Source organism: Streptomyces sp. MP131-18 (assembly GCF_001984575.1).
GTDB classification, from domain to species: domain Bacteria; phylum Actinomycetota; class Actinomycetes; order Streptomycetales; family Streptomycetaceae; genus Streptomyces; species Streptomyces johnsoniae.
The window spans coordinates 3,998,667-4,017,891 of the sequence record NZ_LZNS01000001.1 but is presented as its reverse complement, the minus strand read 5'-3'; the positions used below and the strand labels follow the sequence as shown (position 1 = coordinate 4,017,891).

Genomic DNA, 19,225 nt, shown 5'->3' with positions numbered 1-19,225 from the left:
CGACCATCGTCAAAGATAGATCTGGCGCGCGCATCCGCTGCAAAACGTTTTTCCCTCCCGTCGCTCAAGCTCCCGGTGCTCGCAGACCTGGTGTTCCGGCAGGTCGCGGCGGCGCTGCTCCTCGCGCGCCATGCTGACCAGTTCGGCGATGCACTGCCCGCAGGCGTACAACTCGCCCTCCACCGACGGGGTCCGCAGCGGGCCGATCCACAGCACGCTCACGTTCTCGCGCCGGCAGTACAGCCAGCAGCGGCCGGTGACCCAGTCGTTGCCCTCGGGGGCCCGCTGCGGCAGCGGCCAGCCGCTCACCCCGGAGAACACGATGCCGCGCAGGGCGACATGAACACTCGCGCTCATGCGGAACACCCCGGACTCTCCGGCCTCTCCACGCTCTCCGGGCTCTGCGCCCGCACCCTCGCGCACGTGTGAAGGCTCGTACGCGAAATCGTATGCACTTCTCCGATGAGATCGTCTGCCGTCATGTGACCGCCACCTCCGCCATGGGTATTCACCTTGCGTACCCCAACCATCACCCTCCGGTGTCCGCAAGACACCGGGTTTCGGGTTTCCCACTGGTCCGGAAAGTCAGGAAGACAAACAAGTGAACGAGTTCAGCGGCAGTGAACCGAGCGACGGCTACGCCTATTTCGGACTTGAGGTCAGGGAGGCGCGGCTGCACGCAAAGCTGACCCAGAAGGGACTCGCGGACGAAACGCACTATCAGCCGCCTTATATCAGCAAGGTGGAGAACGGACTGCTGCTCGGCAGTGCGCAGTTCGCGGCGGCTTGCGATCGTGTGTTCAACACTTCTGGGTTTTTCGCGCGAATGCGCGAACGCATCAACCGCCGCGAACACCCCTCCTGGTTCGAGCCGTACGTCAAGTGGGAAGCCCAGGCGGACACGATCCTCGACTACAGCGCCAACCTGGTCACCGGCATCCTCCAGACGGAGGACTACGCATACGCCATCTACCGGCACGCGCACCCGACTTCATCGGAGCAGTGGGTCAGGCGCAAGGTCGACGCGAGGATGCGGAGGCACGAAGCACTCGAACGAGCAAACCCCCCACTCTTGTGGGTGATTCTCGACGAGTCATGCCTCCGCCGTCAGATCGGTGGAATCGCTGTCATGCGCGCGCAGTTGGGTCATCTTCTCAGCAAGTCGGAATCGCCGCAGATCATCATTCAGATCCTCCCGTTCTCCAGCGGAGCGGCGCCTGCGACGGAAAGCTTCATCCTGCTGAGGTTCACCGAAGATCCCCCGCTGCTCTACGAGGAATCCTGGAGTGGCGGCCATGTGATTGACTCATCCGCGCAAGTGGCGCAAGCCGCCGCAACTTACGACCGGCTGCGGGCGGACGCCATGTCGCCTGACGAATCGCGGGCGCTCATCAAAAAGGTGATGTTGGAGGAGTACTCCCGATGAAGAGCACGATCGACCTGGCCGGCGCCGACTGGGTCAAGTCCAGCTACAGCAGCGGCAACGGGGGCGCCTGCCTCGAATACGCGGAGAACATTGCCGCCGCTACCGGGATCGTCCCGGTGCGGGACTCCAAGGACCTGGCCGGACCGGTGCTCACGTTTGCCGCGGCCGGCTGGACCGGCTTCGTCGGCGCCGTCAAGGGCGGCGGCCCGGCCGCGCACTGACGACTCCGCGACACGGCGAACCCCCGCGGCCCGGGCCGGGCAGCGGGGGATTGCTCTGCGGGAACGCGTGTCCTCCCGCGGGCCGTCATTCGGGCCGTCATTCCGGTCCGTGAGTGCTCAGGAGGAGAAGAACAGCCCGGACATGCCGCCCTTCTTGCGGCGCGGGTAGTGGTGACCGCCGTGGTGATGTCCGTGCTGCGGCGCCCCCCAGGCCGGGCCGCCGGCCGGCGGGTACGGCTGCTGCGGCGGTGCGGGGGGCGGCGGGGCCGCCGCCTGCGGTGCCCAATTGGCTTCCAGCTGAGCGATGTGCTCAAGCTCGCCGTAGTCGAGGAAGATCCCCCGGCAGCCACTGCACTGCTCGATCTGAACCCCGCTCCGGTTGAACGTGTGCATCGGTGCACGGCACTTGGGACACTGCATCATCGGCTCCATGGTCGATTTGCTGGCTGTCTCACTCTATGGCAGCGCGGCGATCCTGAGACAGGAAATGAAGAGAGCCTCATCTTCCGGTTCCGGTGGCCGGCCCGTCGCCGCAGCGCGGACCAGGGCGCGCGCCGCGCACTGCGCCGTCAGTACCCGCGCCGGGCCGTCGAGCGCGGGCCACGGGTCCTCGCCCCCGGTGCCGGCCGCCGTCTGGTACGCGTGGAGCAGCCGGTGCCAGTCCTCGGCGGGCAGCAGCCCGGCCGCGAACCACGCGGCGGGCCGGGCGAGATCCCACGCCGGGTCGCCGATGCCGAGGTCGTCCACGTCGATGAGCCGCCAGACGCCCCCGTCGGCCGGGTACCTGACGAGCTGTCCCAGGTGGAAGTCGCCGTGGCACAGGGCAACCGACCGCACCGGCACGGGCGTTGCGAGGATGCGCGCCGCCGCGTCCCGCACCGCGGCTCGCGCGGACGGGAGGCGCGCGGCCCGCAGCCGCGCCAGCGCCCGCGCCGCGCGCGCCGGGCCGCCCGCGGGCGGCAGCGGCCCCGGCACGGCCGGCGGCACCGCGTGCAGCCGGGCCAGCAGCGCACCGGCCGCCTCCCAGGGCACCGCCTCCGGATCGACGGGCGCCCCGTAGGGCCAGACCGTGGCCGGCCTGCCGTCGTGCAGCAGGGACACGGTGCCGGGCGGCAGCGGCGGCAGCGGCGGCAGCAGCACGCCGGCCAGTGCGGGGTGCGCGGCGGCGCGGACGCGCGCGGCGAGCGCCGCCACGTCGGTGTCCTCGCCGTGCGCCTTGACGACCGCGTCGCCGATCCTGACCACGGTGCCGTCCGGCCGGTCGGCCAGCACCACCGGCTCGTCCCCGGTCAGGGCGGCGGCGAGGGCCGCCGCCTCAGCCGCCTCGGACACCGCCCGCACCTGCCGCCGTGGCCCGCGCCTCGATGCCGTCGAGCAGGCGGGCGAGGCCGAACGTCCCCGCTCGCGTGGCCACTTCGCGGGCGTCGCGGCCGAGGCCCCCGGCGCGCCACAGGGCGGCGATGGCGGGGTAGCGCTCGTCGTCGAAGTCCCGTTCCCAGAACGACGAACGGGCCGCCCACCACGACGCGTCGGACTGGCCGGTCTCGTGCTCGGCGCGGTCCGCCGCCGCGGCCGACGAGGCCGCCGCGTCCACGGCCGCGGCGACGGCACCGGCCGCGGCGGCGACGTCGTCGGGCGGCAGGCCACTGTCCGTCAGGGCCGCGATCAGGTACTCCTCCTGCGCGAGCAGGCCGGGGCCGAGCGGCGGGCGCACCAGCGAGACCTGGTGGAGCCAGGGGTGGCGGCGGTGGAGGTCGCCGGTGCGCGCGGCGTACAGCTCGATGCGCGCCCGCCAGCCGTCCGGGCGGGCCTGCCCGGCGCCGGGCAGGTCGCGTTCGGCCAGGACCGCGTCCACCATGAGGTCGATCAGCTCGGCCTTGCCCGGCACGTGCGTGTAGAGCGACATCGTGCCCGCGCCCAGTGCCTCGGCGACGCGCTCCATGGACATCGCGCCGATGCCGTCCCGGTCGGCGACGGTGACGGCGGCGACGACGATCCGGTCCACCGAGATCCGCGGCCTGCGGCCGCGCGCCGGGCGCCGCGGGCCGCCGCCCGACCCCGCGCGCCACAGCAGATCGAGGGTCCGCCTGGGGTCGCCCGCCCCGCTGCGCTCGGCTGCCATGCGCTTGATCCTACATTCCCGTATGCCATACGGTAATTCCATGACGATACTGATGACGGGAGCGACGGGCCACGTCGGCCGGCTGGTGACGGCGCGGCTGCGGGACGCGGGAGCCGACGTGCGGGCGCTGACGCGCGACCCGGCCGCCGCGGCCGACGTGCTGCCCGGGGGAGTCGGGATCGCCGCGGGAGACCTGGCGGACCCGGACTCGCTGCGGTCCGCGCTGCGCGGCGTGGAGCGCATGTACCTCTTCCCCTTCCCCGGCACGGCCCGGGAGGTCGCGGCGCTCGCCGCGCGGTCCGGGGTACGGCACGTGGTGGTGCTGTCCTCCGGGGCGGTGACCGCGGGCTTCGACACCGACTTCCACCTGCCGGTGGAGCGCGCGGTGGCGGAGTCGGGGATGGCGTGGACCTTCGTCCGCCCCGGGGAGTTCATGCTCAACAAGCTGTGGCTGTGGGGCCCTTCGATCCGTTCCGCGCGCGTGGTGCACGAGCCGTTCCCCGAGGTCCCGTGGTACCCGGTGCACGAGGCGGACATCGCCGACGTGGCCGCCGAGGCGCTGCTGACCGACCGGCACGCCGGCGCGGCCCACACGCTGAACGGGCCGGAGCTGCTGACGCGCGGGGAGCAGGTCGCGGCCATCGCGGCGGCGCTCGGGGAGGACATCGCGCTGGTGCGGGTCACCCCGGCCGAGGCACGCGAACGATACCTTGCGCAGGGCGGGTTCGCCGCGGAGAACGCGGACTTCCTGCTCGGCTTCACCGACTACTCGGGCGAGGCCGCGGACCCCGCGGACCCCGCCGAGGCGCCGACCCCGGCACCGGCCGCGCAGGTCCCGACGGCGGCCGACGCCACCGGCCGCCCGGCGCGCACGTTCGCCGACTGGGCCCGCGACCACGCCGCGGACTTCGCCTGAGACCGCCGGCGGCCGGCCGGCACCCGCCCCTTCCAGCACCCCGGCCGCGGCTTCCCCACCGGCCCGGCCGGACCCGACCGGGCGGACCCGCGGCCCGGCCGACGGGCTCGGCAGCTCTGCGGGACACCTGACCGAGCCCGCAATCCGTCCGGACAGGACTCAGCGGCGGGGGATGCGCCAGGAGCCGGGGCCGCGGTCCCGTTCCTGTTTCTGGGTCAGGGGCTTCACGTCCTCCGGCCGCACCCGGTGGATGACCACGAGGCGGTCGGTGAGCTCCAGCGTCTGCGCCGCCTCGTCGTCGAAGCCGAGCAGCCGGTGACCGCGTATCACCGAGACGACCAGGTCCGGGCACTCGCGCGGGGAACGCCCCGCCTCCGCCTTGGTGACCGGCCGCTCGCGCAGGCTCAGGCCCTTGCTGTGCTGGATCAGATCCTCCATCACGGCACCCGAGCTGGGGCTGATCATCGACAGGCCGAGCAGCCGCCCGACCGCGCTCGCGCTGGTGATCACCGAATCGGCGCCGGACTGCCGCAGCAGCGGAACGTTCTCCGCCTCGCGCACCGAGGCCACGATCCGCACCTTCGAACTCAACTGCCGGACGGTGAGCGCCACCAGCACCGCCGTGTCGTCCCGCTGCGTGGAGATGACGACCTGCCTGGCCCGCCCCACGCGGGCCCGCATCAGCACGCTGCTGCGGGTCGCGTCACCGACGACGCCGGCGTAGCCCTCCGCGTTGGCGTGCTCGACGACCGCCGCGCTCGGGTCGACGACGACGATCTGGTCCTGGCTCAGGCCGCCGCTCATCAGCGTCTCCGCCGCGGATCTGCCCTTGGTGCCGAATCCGACGATGACGGTGTGGTCGCGCAAGGTCTTCCTCCAGTGAGCAAGCCGCCATTGGTCGCGGGTGCGCTCGGTCAGCACCTCCAGTGTGGTGCCGACCAGGATGATCAGGAACAGGACGCGAAGCGGCGTGATCAGGAACGTGGTGATCAGCCGCGCGCCGTCCGACGCCGGTACGACGTCGCCGTAGCCGGTGGTGGAGAGCGAGACCGTGACGTAGTAGAGGACGTCGGCGAAGCCGACCTCGCCGTCGTGGTTGTCGGTGTACCCGCCGCGGTCGGCGTAGACGATCACGACGGCGGTGGCCAGCACGGCCAGCGCCATGCACAGCCGCCGGACGACCTGGAGCAGCGGCCCCGCGACGTAGCGCGGCAGCCGGACGCCGAGCGAACGGCCGTCATCGTCATCGTCGCGGCGGGCGGCCCGCCTGGGGAACCTCATGCGGCGGGGAGGTCGAGGAGCCGGACCCGGTCCTTCGCCCGCGCCCCGCCGGCCGGGATCACCGCGAGCGCCGCGGCGGCGGCGATCCCGCGCAGCATCGCGGGGCCCGCGTAGGTCAGCGGCCTGGCCGCGTCCGGCTCGGGCAGCTCCACCGGGACCAGCCGGGTGTCCTCGGGGTGGCCGCGCACCTCGTCCGTCAGCCGCCCGTGCCGCGCGGCCGCGGCCGGCCGGTCGGCGAGCGCGCGCAGCAGCGGCTCGGCCAGGGTCAGCAGGCCGGAGACGGCGGCCAGCGGGTTGCCCGGCAGGCCCACCAGGGGCGTGCCGCCCGGCAGTTCGGCCAGCAGCATGGGGTGCCCCGGACGGACGGCGACGCCGCTGATGAGCAGGTGGGCACCGAGCCGGGCGAGCACCGCACGCAGGTGGTCCATGGGGCCCGCCGCGGTGGACCCGGTGGTGACGATCAGGTCGGCGCGGCTGGTGCTCATCGCCTCGTGCAGGGCCTCGGCGTCGTCACCGAGCCGCCGGGTCACCATGACCTGGGCGCCGAGCGCGGCCAGCCAGGGCCCGGTCATCGGGCCGAGCGCGTCCCGGATGCGGCCGTCGTGCGGCAGCCCGCGGAACAGGAGTTCGTCGCCGAGGACCAGCACCTCCGCGCGCGGCTTCGGCCGCACGGCGAGCTGGTCGTAGCCGGCCGCCGCGGCCAGGCCCAGGGCGGCCGGGGTCAGCGGGGTGCGGGCCGGCAGCAGCTCCGTTCCGCTGCGGCACTCCTGGCCGCGGGGGCGGATGTCGGCGCCGGGCTGCGGGCTCGGGCCGCGCAGGCGGCGGTCCGCCGCGGTGCCGCGTTCTGACCGCAGAACGGCCGTGGCCCCCTCGGGCACCCGGGCGCCGGTGGCGATGGGCACGGCTTCACCGTCCGTCAGCCGCCCGGCGGCCGGGGCGCCGGCGAGCACGCCGGGCTCCCCGGCGGTCAGCCGCCAGGGCCCGGGGCCCGCGACGGCCCAGCCGTCCATGGCGGAGGTATCGAACGCGGGCAGGTCGGTGAGCGCGGTCAGGGGCGCGGCGAGGGTGTGGCCGAGCGCGAGGTCGAGCGGCAGCCGGCGCGGCGGCAGCGGGCGCACCGAGCGGAACGCGGTGGCGCGGGCGCTCTCCCAGGCCGGGCCGACGTGCGCGGCGCCCTCGGCCTGGGCGTGCCTCGGCCGCGCCACGCCGCGGCGGCCCGCGCCGCGCGCCGCGGCGGGGGCGGCGCCCGCCGGGCCGTTGGCCAGGGCGAGCGCGTCGTCGAACTCGTCCGTCATCCCCGCGGCTCTTCCTGCTGCCAGCTCTCCGCGAGGGCGGACACCTTCCGGGCCGCCTCCGCGGGCGACATGCCGTGCAGTGCGGCGGCATACCCGATCAGGAACGTGGTCAGCGGCGCCGCGGGGCGGGCCACGCCGTGCGCGGCATCCCTGGCGGCGTCCAGGAGCGCGGTGGTGTCCACGTCGGGGTCGATGCCGAGTTCGGTCTTGACCGCGGCGATCCATTCGTCCAGCACGGCTCCATCGTCCCTGATCCTGGCGCGGGCCGTGGCGATGTCCGCCCAGGTGTCGCAGTCGAGACCGTCGGGGGCGGGCAGCCGGTGCACGGCGAGCCCGGACAGCGCCAGCTTCAGCGGCAGTCCGGCCAGGGTGCCGAACTCGGCTGCCAGCACGGCGATTTCGCGGCGCAGCGGCTCGGTCCTGTAGACGGCGGTGAGGGGCTGGTCCTGGCCCTCCGCGTCGTGCAGCAGCACACCGTCCGCGGCGTCGGGCACGGCGAGCAGCCGGTGGACGGTGTCCGCGGTCAGGAACGGCAGGTCGGCGGCGAGCACGGCGACCAGGGGCCGGTCGGTGTGCGCGAGACCGGCGTGCAGGGCGGCCAGCGGGCCGCCGCCCGGCGGGTCCTCGCGGGCCCAGCGGACCGGCCGCGCGACTGCCCGCCGCGGCCCGACGACGACGGTGGCCGCCGCGTCGGGGCAGGCGGCGAGCACGCGGTCGAGAAGGGAACGGGCGCCGACGCGAACGGCCGGTTTGTCCGCGCCGCCGAGCCGGCGGGCCGCGCCGCCGGCGAGGACGACGGCGTCGTAGGAAGCCATGCGGGCACCGTACCCGCCCGCGCCGAGGGGCCTACGCCCGGCGCAGCAGGAGCAGCGGCTCCTCGACGAGATCGGCGGCCTCCCGCAGGCAGCCGCCCGCGGCGCCGCCGTCGCAGACGCGGTGGTCGAAGGTGAGGGAGAGCTGCACGACGTGCCGCAGCACCGCCTGCCCCTCGTGGGCCCACGGCTTCTCCACGATGCGGCCGACGCCGAGCATGGCGGCCTCGGGGTGGTTGATCAGCGGCGTGGAGCCGTCGACGCCGAAGACGCCGTAGTTGTTGAGGGTGAACGTGGAGCCGGTGAGCGCGGCGGGCGGCAGCGTTCCGGCGCGGGCCTCTTCGGTGCGGCGGGCCAGTTCGGCCGCGAGCGCCTCGGTGGTGAGCGTGTGCGCGTCGTGGACGACGGGAACGAGGAGCCCGCGGTCGGTCTGGACGGCGAAGCCGAGGTGCACGGCCCGGTGCTGTACGACGGCTCGCGCGTCGGCGTCGAGCGACGCGTTCAGCTCGGGGTGGCGGGCCAGGGCGGCGACGCAGACGCGGGCGAGCAGTGCGAGCAGCGGCAGCCCGGTGCGCCGCTTGGCCTCGATCAGCCGGGTGGCGTCGGCGTCCACCCAGCAGGTGGCGGCGGGGATGTCGGCGTGGCTGCGGGTGACGCGTTCGGCCATGGTGCCGTGCACGCCGCGCAGCGGGACGCGCCGGGCGGCGGCGGCCCGTTCCACGTCGGCGCGGACGATCAGGCCGCCGGGCCCCGAGCCGGTCACCTCGCGCAGGTCCACGCCGCGTTCGCGGGCCAGCCGCCGCAGCAGCGGCGAGGCGACGGCGCCCGTGGCCGGCCGCGCGCCGGAGGGGAAGGGCGGCGGTGGCGGGGGTGGCGGTGGCGGCGGGGGCGGCAGGGGTGGACCGGTCCCCGGCTCCTCGTGCGCGGGGGCGACCTGGCCCGCGCCGGTGGGGGAAGGGGCCGGGGACCGGGGACCGTAGCCGACCAGGACCTGGCCCGGGCCGGGTTCCGCGTCGGCGGTCGCGTCGGCGCCCGCGTCGGCGGCGACGCGGACCAGCGGGCTGCCGACGGGGATGTCCTCGCCGGGCGCGCCGAAGCGGGCGGTGACGGTGCCCGCGAAGGGACAGGGCACTTCGACCTGCGCCTTGGCCGTTTCGACCTCCACCACGGGCTGGTCGATGTCGACGTGGTCGCCGACCTCCACCAGCCAGCGGGTGATCTCGGCTCCGGTCAGGCCCTCACCCAGGTCGGGAAGACAGAATTCGCGCGTCGTCGGTGGTGTCGTCGGAGGCGTCGTCGGTGTCGTCGTCATACGAGGTCCCACTGGAGACGGGCGACCGCGGCCAGGATGCGGTCCGCGTCGGGCAGATGGTGATGTTCGAGCAGCGGCGGCGGGTAGGGGATGTCGAAGCCGGTGACCCGCAGCACCGGGGCCCGCAGGTGGTGGAAGCAGCGTTCGGTCACGCGGGCGGCGATCTCCGCGCCGGGACCCGCGAAGCCGGCGGCCTCGTGCACGACGACGGCGCGCCCGGTGCGGCTGACCTCCGCGCAGACGGTCTCGTCGTCGAACGGGACGAGGGTGCGCAGGTCGACGACGCCGAGATCCCAGCCCTGCTCCCGGGCGGCGTCGGCCGCGGCGAGGCACACCGGCAGGGCCGGGCCGTAGGTGAGGAGGGTGGCGTCGGCGCCGGTGCGGCGGACCGCGGCGCGGCCGAACGGCGCGACCCGGCCGTCGAGTTCGCCCTTCGTCCAGTACAGGCGCTTGGGTTCGAGGAAGACGACGGGGTCGTCGGAGGCGATGGCCTGCCGCAGCAGTCCGTACGCGTCGGCGACGGTGGCCGGGGTGACCACGTGCAGTCCCGGCGTGGCCATGTAGTACGTCTCGGAGGAGTCGCTGTGGTGCTCGACGCCGCCGATGCCGCCGCCGTAGGGCACGCGCACGGTCAGCGGCATCGGCACGGCGCCGCGGGTGCGGTTGCGCATCCGGGCGACGTGCGAGACCAGTTGTTCGAACGCGGGGTAGGCGAACGCGTCGAACTGCATCTCGACGACCGGCCTGAGGCCGTACATCGCCATGCCCGCGGCGGTGCCGAGGATGCCGGCCTCGGCCAGCGGCGTGTCCGTGCAGCGGTTCTCGCCGAACTCGGCGGCCAGCCCGTCGGTGACGCGGAACACGCCGCCCAGGGCGCCGATGTCCTCGCCGAGGAGGTGGACGTCCGGGTCCTCGGCCAGCGCGTCGCGCAGCGCCCGGTTCAGCGCCTGAGCCATCGGTACGGTCACGGCGCGCCTCCGGCACCGCCGCCGAACCCGGCGGCCTGCTCGCGCAGTTGCGGGGTGGGGGTGGCGTAGACGTGGGCGAAGAGATCGGCCGGGGCGAGCGGCGGGTCGCTGCCGAGCGCCGCGCGGAGGCCGGCGGCCAGCTCCTCGGCGTCCGCGCGGGCGGCCTCCGCCGCGTCGTCGGTGAGCAGCCCGTGCCGCCGCAGTTCGCGTTCGAGGCGGGGGAGCGGGTCGCGGGCGCGCCAGGCGGCGACCTCGGCGTCGTCGCGGTAGCGGGTCGCGTCGTCGGCGTTGGTGTGCGCGTCGACGCGGTAGGTCAGGGCCTCCACGAGGGTGGGGCCGCCGCCGGCGCGGGCGCGGTCCAGGGCTTCGGTGAGGACGTGGTGGACGGCGGGTGCGTCGTTCCCGTCGACGAGGCGGCCCGGCATGCCGTAGCCGATGGCCTTGTGCGCGATGCTGGGCGCCGCGGTCTGCTTGGCGAGCGGCACGGAGATGGCCCAGCCGTTGTTCTGCACGAGGAAGACGACGGGCGCGCGCCAGACGGCGGCGAAGTTCAGCGCCTCGTGGAAGTCGCCCTCGGAGGTGCCGCCGTCGCCGACGAGGCCGAGGACGGCGACGTCGTCGCCGCGCAGCCGTGCGGCGTGGGCCAGGCCGACGGCGTGCGGGAGCTGGGTGGCCAGCGGGGTGCACAGGGGCGCGATGCGGTGGGCGTGCGGGTCGTAGCCGGTGTGCCAGTCGCCGCGCAGCAGGCCGAGTGCGGCGGCCGGCGGCAGTCCGCGGGTCACGGCGGCGAGGGTGTCGCGGTAGCTGGGGAACAGCCAGTCACGCGGGCCGAGGGCGAGCGCGGCGGCGACCTGGCACGCTTCCTGTCCGGTGGAGGACGGGTAGACGGCCAGCCGCCCCTGCCGGGTGAGCGCGGTCGCCTGCGTGTTGTACCGCCGGCCGCGGACGAGTGCGGTGTAAAGCCGTGGCCACAGCGCGGAATCGGGCGTGGACTGGCCGAGCATCCGGAACGGTTCACTCTCGGGCAGCAGTGTGGGCAGTTCCGTAACGGTCGCGTCCTGAACGGTCACCGTGGGCACCTCCTCGCGGCGAGCAACCCTCCCTACCGATTGTTCGGTTGACGGCGCAGCTTGGCTACCACCGGGGAGACCCTGTGGACAGCTGGTCCGATGTGACGTGGTATGGGAGCAGGACGTCCAGGGAGGGAGCCGGAAACGCATGCCCGACGACCAGTTGACCACCGACGGCGCGAACCGCGCGGGCTCCGCGCCCCCCGTCCGCCCCCTCGACCCCATCGACACGGCGATCCTGCGGCTGCTGCGCACCGACGGGCGCGCGTCGGTGCGTTCCGTGGCGGAGCAGGTCCACATCTCGCGGGCCAACGCCTACGCGCGCATCAACCGGCTGATCGAGGAGGGCGTGATCCGCGGCTTCTCGGCCCGGGTGGACCACGAGCGGGCCGGCCAGGGGGCGTCCGCCTACATCACGCTGAAGATCGTGCAGGACAGCTGGCGTTCGGTGCGGGCGAAGCTGGAGGCGCTGCCGGGGGCCACCCACATCGCGCTGGTCAGCGGCGACTTCGACGTGCTGCTGCTGGTGCACACGGCGGACAACCGGGCGCTGCGGGAGCTGGTGCTCACCCGCATCCAGGCGATGCCCGAGGTGCTGAGCACGCGCACGCTGCTGGTCTTCGAGGAGCAGGACCTGCTGCCCGGCCGGTGAGTCCGGCCCGCCGGGACCGGTCCGGCGGGACGGAACGGTCAGTGCGCCACCGGACAGCGGCCCTCGCCGAGCGCACGGGCCTCGTCGTCGAGGTAGAAGTTGGGCCGCAGATCGGCCTCGTCGTAGTACCGGTGGTAGACGGGGGTCAGGCCACCGGAGACGGGCGGCACGATCCACGACCAGTCGACGGGCACGGTGCGGCCCTGCGCCTCCTCCCGCTCCAGGTGGGTGAGGAAGCGGCGGGACTCGGTGTGGTGGTCGCTGATCTTCACCCCGGCCGCCTGGAAGGAGTGCAGCACGGCGACGTTCAGCTCGACCAGCGCCCGGTCGCGCCACAGGGTCGTCTCGCTGCCGGTGTCGAGGCCGAGCAGGTCGGCGATGACGGGGAGCAGGTTGTAGCGCCCGGGGTCCACGAAGTTGCGGGCGCCGATCTCGGTGCCCATGTACCAGCCGTTGAACGGGGCCAGCGGGTAGTCGATGCCGCCGATCGACAGCCGCATCTGCGAGATGGCGGGCAGGGCGTGCCAGCGCAGGCCGAGCGCGGCGAACCGCGGGTTGTCCGGGTGCACGATCGGCACTTCGAGCACCAGGTCGCGCGGCACGTCGAACAGCTGCGGCTTGTCGCCGTGCGTCTCGACGACGAGCGGCAGCACGTCGAACCAGCCGCCCGGGGCCTGCCAGCCCATCCGGCGCACGACGTCGGTGAACGCGGCCTGCCCCTGGTCGCCGATCGGCGCGCCGTCCACGGTGCGGTAGCCGGCGTAGCGGATCAGCTGGGCGTTCCACACCCGGGGAGCGGCCCGGTACGGGGTGGCCGGGGCGAACACGGAGACCAGCGGGCGGATGCGGCCGCGGTTGGTGGCCATCCGCAGGTGCTCCATCAGGTGGCCGTGGATCTCGTGCGGCGTGACCGCGGTGCGCCGGTCGACGACGCGCAGGCTCTTCCAGTACAGGCGGCCTATGCAGCGGCTGGAGTTGCGCCAGGCGACCCGCGCGCCGAACTCCAGCTCGGCGTGCGTGTGCCGGTAGGTGCCGGTCTGCTCCAGGTGCTCGCGGATCTGCCGCAGCCGCGTGGCGAACGGCACTGGCTGGTCCGGCTGTTCGGTGTGGAACAGCCGGATGAACTCCTCCGCCTCCTGCCAGTCGGGCACCCGCCAGGCGGGGGCCGCGGGGCGGACGGCTGCGGTGGGGCGCGTGGAGTGCATGGGCTTCCCGGAGTCGTGGACGGCACGGGTGCGTCGTCGGTACGTCGTCGGTGCGTCTGGTACGTGATCCCCGCCGGCGCCAGGGTAATTGATGCCGCGGCCCCGGCGCGGCCCCGGCGCGGCCCCGGCGCGGCCCCGGCGCGGCCCCCGCGCGGCCCCCGCGCGGCCCCCGCGCGGCCCCCGCGCGGCTCAGGACGCGCCGCGGTCCGGCGGGCGCAGGCCGGTGAACGCGAGGGCGACGACGGCCTCGACGACCTCCGCGGAGACCTGCGGTCCCCCGCGCTGCGGCCGGTACCACTCGACGATCGAGTTGATCATGCCGAACAGCAGCCGCGTCGCCAGCCTGGCGTCGGCCCCGGGACGCAGGTCGCCGTCCGCGGCGGCCTGCCGCAGCAGTCCCGCCACGCGGTGGTCGAAGTCGCGGCGGCGGCGCAGCGCCCAGCGTTCCGTCTCGGTGTTGCCGCGCACCCGCAGCAGCAGGGTGACGTACGGCAGCCGTTCCATCAGCACCTCCGCCGTGCGGCGCACGACGTGTTCGAGGCGGTCGACGGCGCGTCCCGTGGTGGCGGGCGGCTCGTCGAGGACGGCGGAGAGACCGTCGAGCGCGTGGCTGACGGCGCGGCGCAGCAGGTCCTCCTTGCCCGGGACGTGGTGGTAGATGGAGGACTTGGAGATGCCGGCGGCGCGCGCCAGGTGTTCCATGGACGTGCCGTCGTAGCCGCGTTCGTTGAAGACCGTGACGGCGACTTCGAGCAAGGACTGCGGTGTGTAGGTCTCGCGCCTGCCTGCCATGGTGGTCCTTCGCCCCGTTCTTCCGCCGGCCGTGCGCCGGTCTTGCACCGACCGTTCGTTCGGCAGCAGTATCGTGCCATGGCCTCTTCGCACCGCGCCACGCTGGACACCGCCGTCGAGACCCTCCGCAGCCGGGCCCACTGGTCCCCGCACCCCGAGCACCCGCGCGCCTACGCGGACGACGGCGAAGCCGCGTTCCGTGCGCTGTGCGACCGCAGATTCGACCTCGGCCAGCCCGGCACCGACGGCTGGGCCGGCGGCGAGGTGTCGCCGTACGGCTTCCCGCTCGGCATCACGTACCCGCACGCGGACCCCGACGTGCTGCTGCCCGCGATGCGGGCGGCACTGCCCGCGTGGCGGGCCGCGGGCGCGGAGCGGCGGGCCCTGGTGTGCCTGGACGTGCTGGCCAGGATCAACGCGCGCACCCCCGAGTTCGCGCAGGCCGTCATGCACACGACGGGACAGGCGTACGTGATGGCGCTCCAGGCGGGCGGGCCGCACGCGCAGGACCGCGGGCTCGAAGCGGTGGCGTACGCGTACGCGGAGCAGACGCGCACGCCGGAGCGCGCCGAGTGGACCAAACCGCAGGGCAAGCGCGATCCGCTGGTGCTCGACAAGGAGTTCGTGCCGGTGCCGCGCGGCATCGCGCTGCTGATCGGCTGCAACACCTTCCCCACCTGGAACGGCTTCCCCGGCCTGTTCGCCTCGCTGGCCACCGGCAACCCCGTGCTGGTCAAGCCGCACCCGCGGGCCGTGCTGCCGCTGGCGCTCGCGGTCCGCGTCGCCCGCGAGACACTGGCCGACGCGGGCTTCGACCCCAACCTGGTGGCCCTGGCCGCGGAACGGGACGGCGAGGGCACGGCCCGCACCCTCGCACTGCGGGAGGAGATCCGCATCATCGACTACACCGGGTCGACGGAGTTCGGCGACTGGCTGGAGGCCAACGCCCGCCAGGCGCAGGTCTTCACCGAGAAGGCGGGCGTCAACACGGTGGTGCTCGACTCCACCGACGACTACCGCGGCATGCTCGGCAACCTGGCGTTCTCCCTGTCCCTGTACAGCGGCCAGATGTGCACCGCCCCGCAGAACGTGCTGATCCCGCGCACCGGCATCGCCACGGACGCGGGCCACCGGACGTACGAGGAGGTGGTGGCCGACCTGGCCGGCGCGGTGACCCGGCTGCTCGCGGACGACGCGCGCGCCGTCGGCCTGCTGGGCGCGCTGGTGAGCCCGGCGGTGCGCGAGCGCCTCGAAGCCGCGGAACGGACCGGCCGCGTCGCCCTCGCCCCGCGTGCGGTCACGCACCCCGACTTCCCCGGAGCGACGGTGCGCACCCCGCTGATCGTCGCCCTGGACGCGGCAGAGCCGGCGGCCGAGAAGACGTATCTGACCGAGTGCTTCGGCCCGGTGAGCTTCGCGGTCGCCGTCGACTCGACGGAGGCCGCGATCGCCCTGCTGCGCCGCACCGTCACCGAACGCGGCGCACTCACCGTGCTCGGCCACACCACGTCCGAAGCCGTCGCCGGGGCGCTGACCGAGGCGTGCCTGGACACCTGCGCGCAGCTCTCGCTCAACCTCACCGGCGGCGTCCACGTCAACCAGACCGCCGCCTTCTCCGACTTCCACGGCTCGGGCGGCAACCCGGCGGCCAACGCGGCCCTGGTGGACGGCGCCTACATCACCCCCCGCTTCCGAACGGTAGAAATCCGCCGCCCGGCCTGAGCCCGCCTGCGGGGCCGGACCCGGCCGCCTGCTGACCGGCCACCGCGCGGACATCGACCTGCGGTGGGACCATATTCGGTTCTCCAGTACCACCCACGATGCCGGCAACAGGCTGACCAGCGCCGGTTTCCACCTGGCCGCCCGTATCGACGACATTGCCGCCGCGCACGGTGCCGCCCCGCCCGAGCCCGCCCGCCTGTCGTCTCCTGGACGATTCAGCCCTGGCAGATCGGCCACCGGCAGAAGCAGGGTCGCAGTCTCCGCCGAGCCGCCTACAGTGGCGAGCCGAGGACCGAAGGAGAGACGATGGAAACGATCACTGGTACCGCGGCCGGAGTACCGTTCACGGCGCTCCCACCGGCCGGAGACGTCGACGGGCCCGCGCCGTTGATCGTCACGTGGCACATGCTGGACGCGCCACGTACGGACGCGGCGTTCGCCGCCGCACTGCCCATGGCCGGGGTGCCTGCCTGGCGGGTCCACCTGGGCATGCCGATGTGTGGCACGCGGATGGTGGACGGCCGCGCCGAAGCCGCCCTCGAGCTCGCCCGCCAGGACGCGGTGCTGGCGTTCCTGACGCCGATCGCCCATCAGGCCGTCGAGGAATTCCCGGCCGCACTCACCGCACTGCGCGAGCAACTGCCGGTCGACGAGGAGCCGGTCAGCCTTCTCGGCGCCTCCCTCGGCGGCGCCGTGGCGCTCCAGATACTGGCCACGGGGCTGATCCCCGTCCGGGCGATCGCCATGGTCAACCCGGCTCTGCGAATACGGTCCACCGTCGGGCCGGTCGCAGATCTCACCGGACAGCCGTACCAGTGGACCGCGGAAGCCGAGAAGGCCGCCGACGAACTGGATTTCGTCGCCCGCGCCGGAGAGTTCCGAGCACAACCGCCGCTGCTGCTCGTCAGCGGGGAGCGGGACCGCCCGGAACTGCGCGCGGACGCGTTCGCCCTGGTCGACGCGCTGCACGAGCAATACGCGGACCCGGACGTGGTCGAACTGATCACTGTGCCGGGCCTGGCGCACTCCCTGGCCGATGAGCCGGGCCTGGAACCGGCTGCCCAACGCCCCACGAGCAGGGCAGTCGACGAGATCCTGACGGAGTGGTACCGACGGCACCTCAGGAGTTGATCACCGGCACTCGGCGGCGACACGTGCCCCTGGCCGTCCACATCACCCCCGCTTCAGCACCGCGAAGATCCGCCGCCCCGCCCGAGCCCGCCGATCAACGCCAGGTGGCCGGCTGCGGTGCCGGAGAAGCTGTCCAGAATCGCCTTGCCCTTGGCGGCGGTAGCCAGAGAGGGCCGCCCGATGATGCCGGTCGTGGTGTAGCCCGCCACGCCCAACGTCAGCAGGTGCGGCCGTTCGGGCGCCGAGTGATCGTCCTCGGCGATGCCTTCGCCGACGGCATGGGGGGCGCCGTGCAGGAGCAGCGATACTTCGAACTCTCCTCCGTGCATGTCCTCTTCACTGCTGCTTTCGAGTCCCGCCGTGGCCCGGGCCCGGCGCCGGTCCTCGTGGGCGGGGAAGAGAGCGACGCGGGGGCCGGTGACGTTGAGCTCCTGGACGACGTTGGAGAGCACGTAGTTGCCGCCGTGGCCGTTGACGATGAGCAGACCTGGTACACCGGAGCCTTCCAGCGAACGCCAGATGTCCTTGATCACGGCGTACAGGGTGCCGGCGGAGATGCTGACCGTACCCGCCATGTGTGCGTGCTCGTGGGAGCAGGAGATCGTAACGGGCGGCAGGAGGAACAGCCCGTGGTCATCGGCGATCCGGCGAGCGATCAGGCAGGCGATCAGGGTGTCGGTGGCGAGGGGAAGCCGCTCGCCGTGCTGCTCGAAACTCCCCACCGGGAGGACGGCGACCGCGCGCCCCCTGCGCCGCTCGTCACCGGAGGTGGCTCCCGTTATCAGCTCGTCCATGACGTCAGCTTCCCTCACCCTGCCCGACCTGCCCAAGCTGCCCAAGTCCGGCGGGTGCCCGGGTGAGCCGGTACCGCTCGGCAAGCTCGGCCACCTCGGGCACGTGCAGATGCCGCTGAGCCGCGCGCAGGACGGCGGCGAGTTCGTTCATGGTGCGGGCCGAACCCGTCTGGCCGGCGATCCCCAGTGCTTTCCTTGCGGCGTCGGCCCCGCGCTCGGGCTCGTCGGCTGCGATGTAGGCACGGGCAAGTCTCGCGAGATAAACGCCGCGGTCGTTGCGGAAGACCTGGGGAACGGCGACGAGTTCGGCTTCGAAGAGCTGCGCGGCGCGACGGGGATCGCCCAGGTCCATCCAGCAGTTGGCCCGTTGTATCTCGACATAGGTCGGCGTGCAGTACGAGGTGTCGAGCGTGCGGCCCGGGTCGGTCGCGTTCGCCCGCGAGGCCAGCGCGTGTGCCTCGTCGAACTTGGCGAGCGCGGCCTTGGGGTTGCCCATGAGCGCGTGTCCTTGGGCCTCCTGCTGGGCGGCGAGAGCCGTGATCCGAGGCGTCATTCCGGGCATGCGCTGCGCGGCGCGAGCGAGGCCCACGGCCCTCTGCGGGTTGGCCTGGGCAATCGCCTGGTTCGCCTTCCGGAAGAGCACGTATGACTGCATAGGATCGTCGGCCGCTTCCTGCGCCCACTCCATGGACCGATCCGACCAGTAGCCAGCCGTTCGGAAGTCGCCCAGGTCCTGGAAGAGCCATCCCAGGAACTCGGCCACTCGGCTGCCGATCCCCAGCAGTTCCTGACGAGTGGGAACGGCGGCCGTGTCCAGCACGCGCATGATGCCGTGGGCCTGGTGCAGCACGGACGGAATGGTCTGACGCGCTCCGAAAAAATTCGCGCCAGCGTAGTGCTTGGGCAGTTGGCTCTCGACCATGCTGACGACGAACGCCGGGTCGGTCGGATCGTCCTCCACAACGGGAGACCAGGCGCCGGGCGTCCCGAACTGCGGGGTGGGGGGCGCCTGCTCGTCCCGTTCCCAGCCGCGGGCGGCGAGTCCGAGCATGCGGCCTGGGATGCGCAAGCCGTCCGCTACGCGCTCGATCACCGAGATGTCCCTGATGACGCGCTGATTCTTGAGCACTTCACCGACGCGGCTCGGTGTCATGTCGCAACGCCGGGCAATCAGAGAGGGGAAGATCCCGGCCCGGGTCCTGACAAGGTCAAAGATGCGTGCGAATTCACGCTGTCGACATGCCTCGATCATTTCGGCGTCGCGCAGCAGCCGGTCCGGAAGCTCGTGGGGCGGTTCGTACTTGGAGGGCATGCGCCACGCTCCGAGACAGGGACGGCTGGGGTGGGTTGGCTCCACTGAGAGAGATCTTATCCACGGTGGGTAATCATGCGGGTCTACATGACGCGCCCCGAAGCCACGACGCTTGTGCTCACACGTACCCCCGCGACCGTGGGACAGCGGTCCGGGGACATAGCGGACGCTGCAGAGGAGCGCTGACATGCCGA

The 19,225-nt window shown here is 73.5% G+C and carries 20 protein-coding genes and 1 pseudogene; 7 read left to right on the top strand and 14 right to left on the bottom strand.

Features of this window, described 5'->3' with window-relative positions; all coding sequences use genetic code 11:
* Window positions 1–9: 9 nt before the first annotated feature.
* Window positions 10–357 (bottom strand): hypothetical protein, encoded by a 348-nt coding sequence (locus STBA_RS18015; RefSeq protein WP_077063409.1) that lies wholly within the window; start codon window positions 355–357, stop codon window positions 10–12.
* Between the two features lie 244 nt (window positions 358–601).
* Here STBA_RS18015 and STBA_RS18010 point away from each other — a divergent pair, with 244 nt between their 5' ends.
* Window positions 602–1,426 carry a helix-turn-helix transcriptional regulator gene (locus STBA_RS18010; RefSeq protein ID WP_077060226.1) on the top strand — a complete coding sequence of 275 codons (825 nt, stop codon included), beginning with the start codon at window positions 602–604 and terminating at the stop codon, window positions 1,424–1,426.
* Entirely contained in the window at window positions 1,423–1,647 is a 225-nt protein-coding gene (locus STBA_RS18005) for a DUF397 domain-containing protein (protein ID WP_077060225.1), read from the top strand. The genes STBA_RS18010 and STBA_RS18005 overlap by 4 nt, the downstream gene beginning before the upstream one ends.
* Before the next feature lie 117 nt (window positions 1,648–1,764).
* Here the strand turns inward: STBA_RS18005 and STBA_RS18000 are convergent, their stop codons facing one another.
* The 3 genes from STBA_RS18000 to STBA_RS17990 are packed head-to-tail and all read right to left on the bottom strand — an operon-like array spanning window position 1,765 to window position 3,769.
* Complete coding sequence (locus STBA_RS18000) at window positions 1,765–2,067, bottom strand: zf-TFIIB domain-containing protein (RefSeq protein ID WP_077063408.1); 303 nt, start codon at window positions 2,065–2,067, stop codon at window positions 1,765–1,767.
* Window positions 2,068–2,103: 36 nt separating this feature from the next.
* A complete protein-coding gene (locus tag STBA_RS17995) occupies window positions 2,104–2,979 on the bottom strand; it encodes a phosphotransferase (RefSeq protein ID WP_253194811.1) in 876 nt (291 codons plus the stop codon).
* The gene (locus STBA_RS17990; protein ID WP_077060223.1) at window positions 2,963–3,769 is read right to left on the bottom strand and encodes a TetR/AcrR family transcriptional regulator C-terminal domain-containing protein; all 807 of its coding nucleotides are present in this window, start codon (window positions 3,767–3,769) and stop codon (window positions 2,963–2,965) included. Before STBA_RS17990 ends, STBA_RS17995 begins: the two co-directional genes overlap by 17 nt.
* A gap of 40 nt (window positions 3,770–3,809) precedes the next feature.
* On the opposite strand from STBA_RS17990, the gene STBA_RS17985 reads away from it, so the two are divergent.
* Window positions 3,810–4,685 carry an NAD(P)H-binding protein gene (locus tag STBA_RS17985; protein ID WP_077060222.1) on the top strand — a complete coding sequence of 292 codons (876 nt, stop codon included), beginning with the start codon at window positions 3,810–3,812 and terminating at the stop codon, window positions 4,683–4,685.
* Window positions 4,686–4,844: 159 nt separating this feature from the next.
* Here the strand turns inward: STBA_RS17985 and STBA_RS17980 are convergent, their stop codons facing one another.
* The 6 genes from STBA_RS17980 to pdhA are packed head-to-tail and all read right to left on the bottom strand — an operon-like array spanning window position 4,845 to window position 11,423.
* Window positions 4,845–5,966 (bottom strand): potassium channel family protein, encoded by a 1,122-nt coding sequence (locus tag STBA_RS17980; RefSeq protein WP_077060221.1) that lies wholly within the window; start codon window positions 5,964–5,966, stop codon window positions 4,845–4,847.
* Window positions 5,963–7,261 carry a molybdopterin molybdotransferase MoeA gene (locus tag STBA_RS17975; RefSeq protein WP_077060220.1) on the bottom strand — a complete coding sequence of 433 codons (1,299 nt, stop codon included), beginning with the start codon at window positions 7,259–7,261 and terminating at the stop codon, window positions 5,963–5,965. The genes STBA_RS17980 and STBA_RS17975 overlap by 4 nt, the downstream gene beginning before the upstream one ends.
* A complete protein-coding gene (locus tag STBA_RS17970; protein ID WP_077060219.1) occupies window positions 7,258–8,076 on the bottom strand; it encodes an NTP transferase domain-containing protein in 819 nt (272 codons plus the stop codon). The genes STBA_RS17975 and STBA_RS17970 overlap by 4 nt, the downstream gene beginning before the upstream one ends.
* Before the next feature lie 31 nt (window positions 8,077–8,107).
* Window positions 8,108–9,385, bottom strand: a complete 1,278-nt coding sequence (locus STBA_RS17965; protein WP_077060218.1) for a dihydrolipoamide acetyltransferase family protein — start codon at window positions 9,383–9,385, stop codon at window positions 8,108–8,110.
* A complete protein-coding gene (locus STBA_RS17960; protein WP_077063407.1) occupies window positions 9,382–10,341 on the bottom strand; it encodes an alpha-ketoacid dehydrogenase subunit beta in 960 nt (319 codons plus the stop codon). Before STBA_RS17960 ends, STBA_RS17965 begins: the two co-directional genes overlap by 4 nt.
* Before the next feature lie 8 nt (window positions 10,342–10,349).
* Window positions 10,350–11,423, bottom strand: coding sequence for a pyruvate dehydrogenase (acetyl-transferring) E1 component subunit alpha (gene pdhA, locus STBA_RS17955; protein ID WP_253194809.1), 1,074 nt, complete (start codon window positions 11,421–11,423; stop codon window positions 10,350–10,352).
* A 148-nt stretch (window positions 11,424–11,571) separates the two neighbouring features.
* Here pdhA and STBA_RS17950 point away from each other — a divergent pair, with 148 nt between their 5' ends.
* Window positions 11,572–12,075, top strand: coding sequence for an Lrp/AsnC family transcriptional regulator (locus STBA_RS17950; protein WP_077060216.1), 504 nt, complete (start codon window positions 11,572–11,574; stop codon window positions 12,073–12,075).
* 38 nt (window positions 12,076–12,113) lie between these two features.
* Here STBA_RS17950 and STBA_RS17945 read toward each other — a convergent pair whose 3' ends face one another.
* Together STBA_RS17945 and STBA_RS17940 are read right to left on the bottom strand one after the other, a co-directional pair.
* The gene (locus tag STBA_RS17945; RefSeq protein WP_077060215.1) at window positions 12,114–13,280 is read right to left on the bottom strand and encodes a nitric oxide synthase oxygenase; all 1,167 of its coding nucleotides are present in this window, start codon (window positions 13,278–13,280) and stop codon (window positions 12,114–12,116) included.
* A gap of 189 nt (window positions 13,281–13,469) precedes the next feature.
* Window positions 13,470–14,072, bottom strand: coding sequence for a TetR/AcrR family transcriptional regulator (locus STBA_RS17940; RefSeq protein WP_077060214.1), 603 nt, complete (start codon window positions 14,070–14,072; stop codon window positions 13,470–13,472).
* Between the two features lie 78 nt (window positions 14,073–14,150).
* On the opposite strand from STBA_RS17940, the gene paaN reads away from it, so the two are divergent.
* The 3 genes and pseudogenes from paaN to STBA_RS17925 all read left to right on the top strand — a co-directional run bounded on the left by paaN (window position 14,151) and on the right by STBA_RS17925 (window position 16,925).
* Complete coding sequence (gene paaN, locus STBA_RS17935) at window positions 14,151–15,794, top strand: phenylacetic acid degradation protein PaaN (RefSeq protein ID WP_077060213.1); 1,644 nt, start codon at window positions 14,151–14,153, stop codon at window positions 15,792–15,794.
* Between the two features lie 31 nt (window positions 15,795–15,825).
* Window positions 15,826–15,975: pseudogene (locus tag STBA_RS38850) on the top strand (4a-hydroxytetrahydrobiopterin dehydratase); the annotation flags it as partial.
* 125 nt (window positions 15,976–16,100) lie between these two features.
* Window positions 16,101–16,925 (top strand): prolyl oligopeptidase family serine peptidase, encoded by an 825-nt coding sequence (locus tag STBA_RS17925; RefSeq protein ID WP_077060212.1) that lies wholly within the window; start codon window positions 16,101–16,103, stop codon window positions 16,923–16,925.
* 53 nt (window positions 16,926–16,978) lie between these two features.
* Here STBA_RS17925 and STBA_RS17920 read toward each other — a convergent pair whose 3' ends face one another.
* Complete coding sequence (locus tag STBA_RS17920; RefSeq protein ID WP_077060211.1) at window positions 16,979–17,719, bottom strand: creatininase family protein; 741 nt, start codon at window positions 17,717–17,719, stop codon at window positions 16,979–16,981.
* A 4-nt stretch (window positions 17,720–17,723) separates the two neighbouring features.
* Complete coding sequence (locus STBA_RS17915) at window positions 17,724–19,031, bottom strand: hypothetical protein (RefSeq protein ID WP_077060210.1); 1,308 nt, start codon at window positions 19,029–19,031, stop codon at window positions 17,724–17,726.
* Window positions 19,032–19,225: the final 194 nt, after the last annotated feature.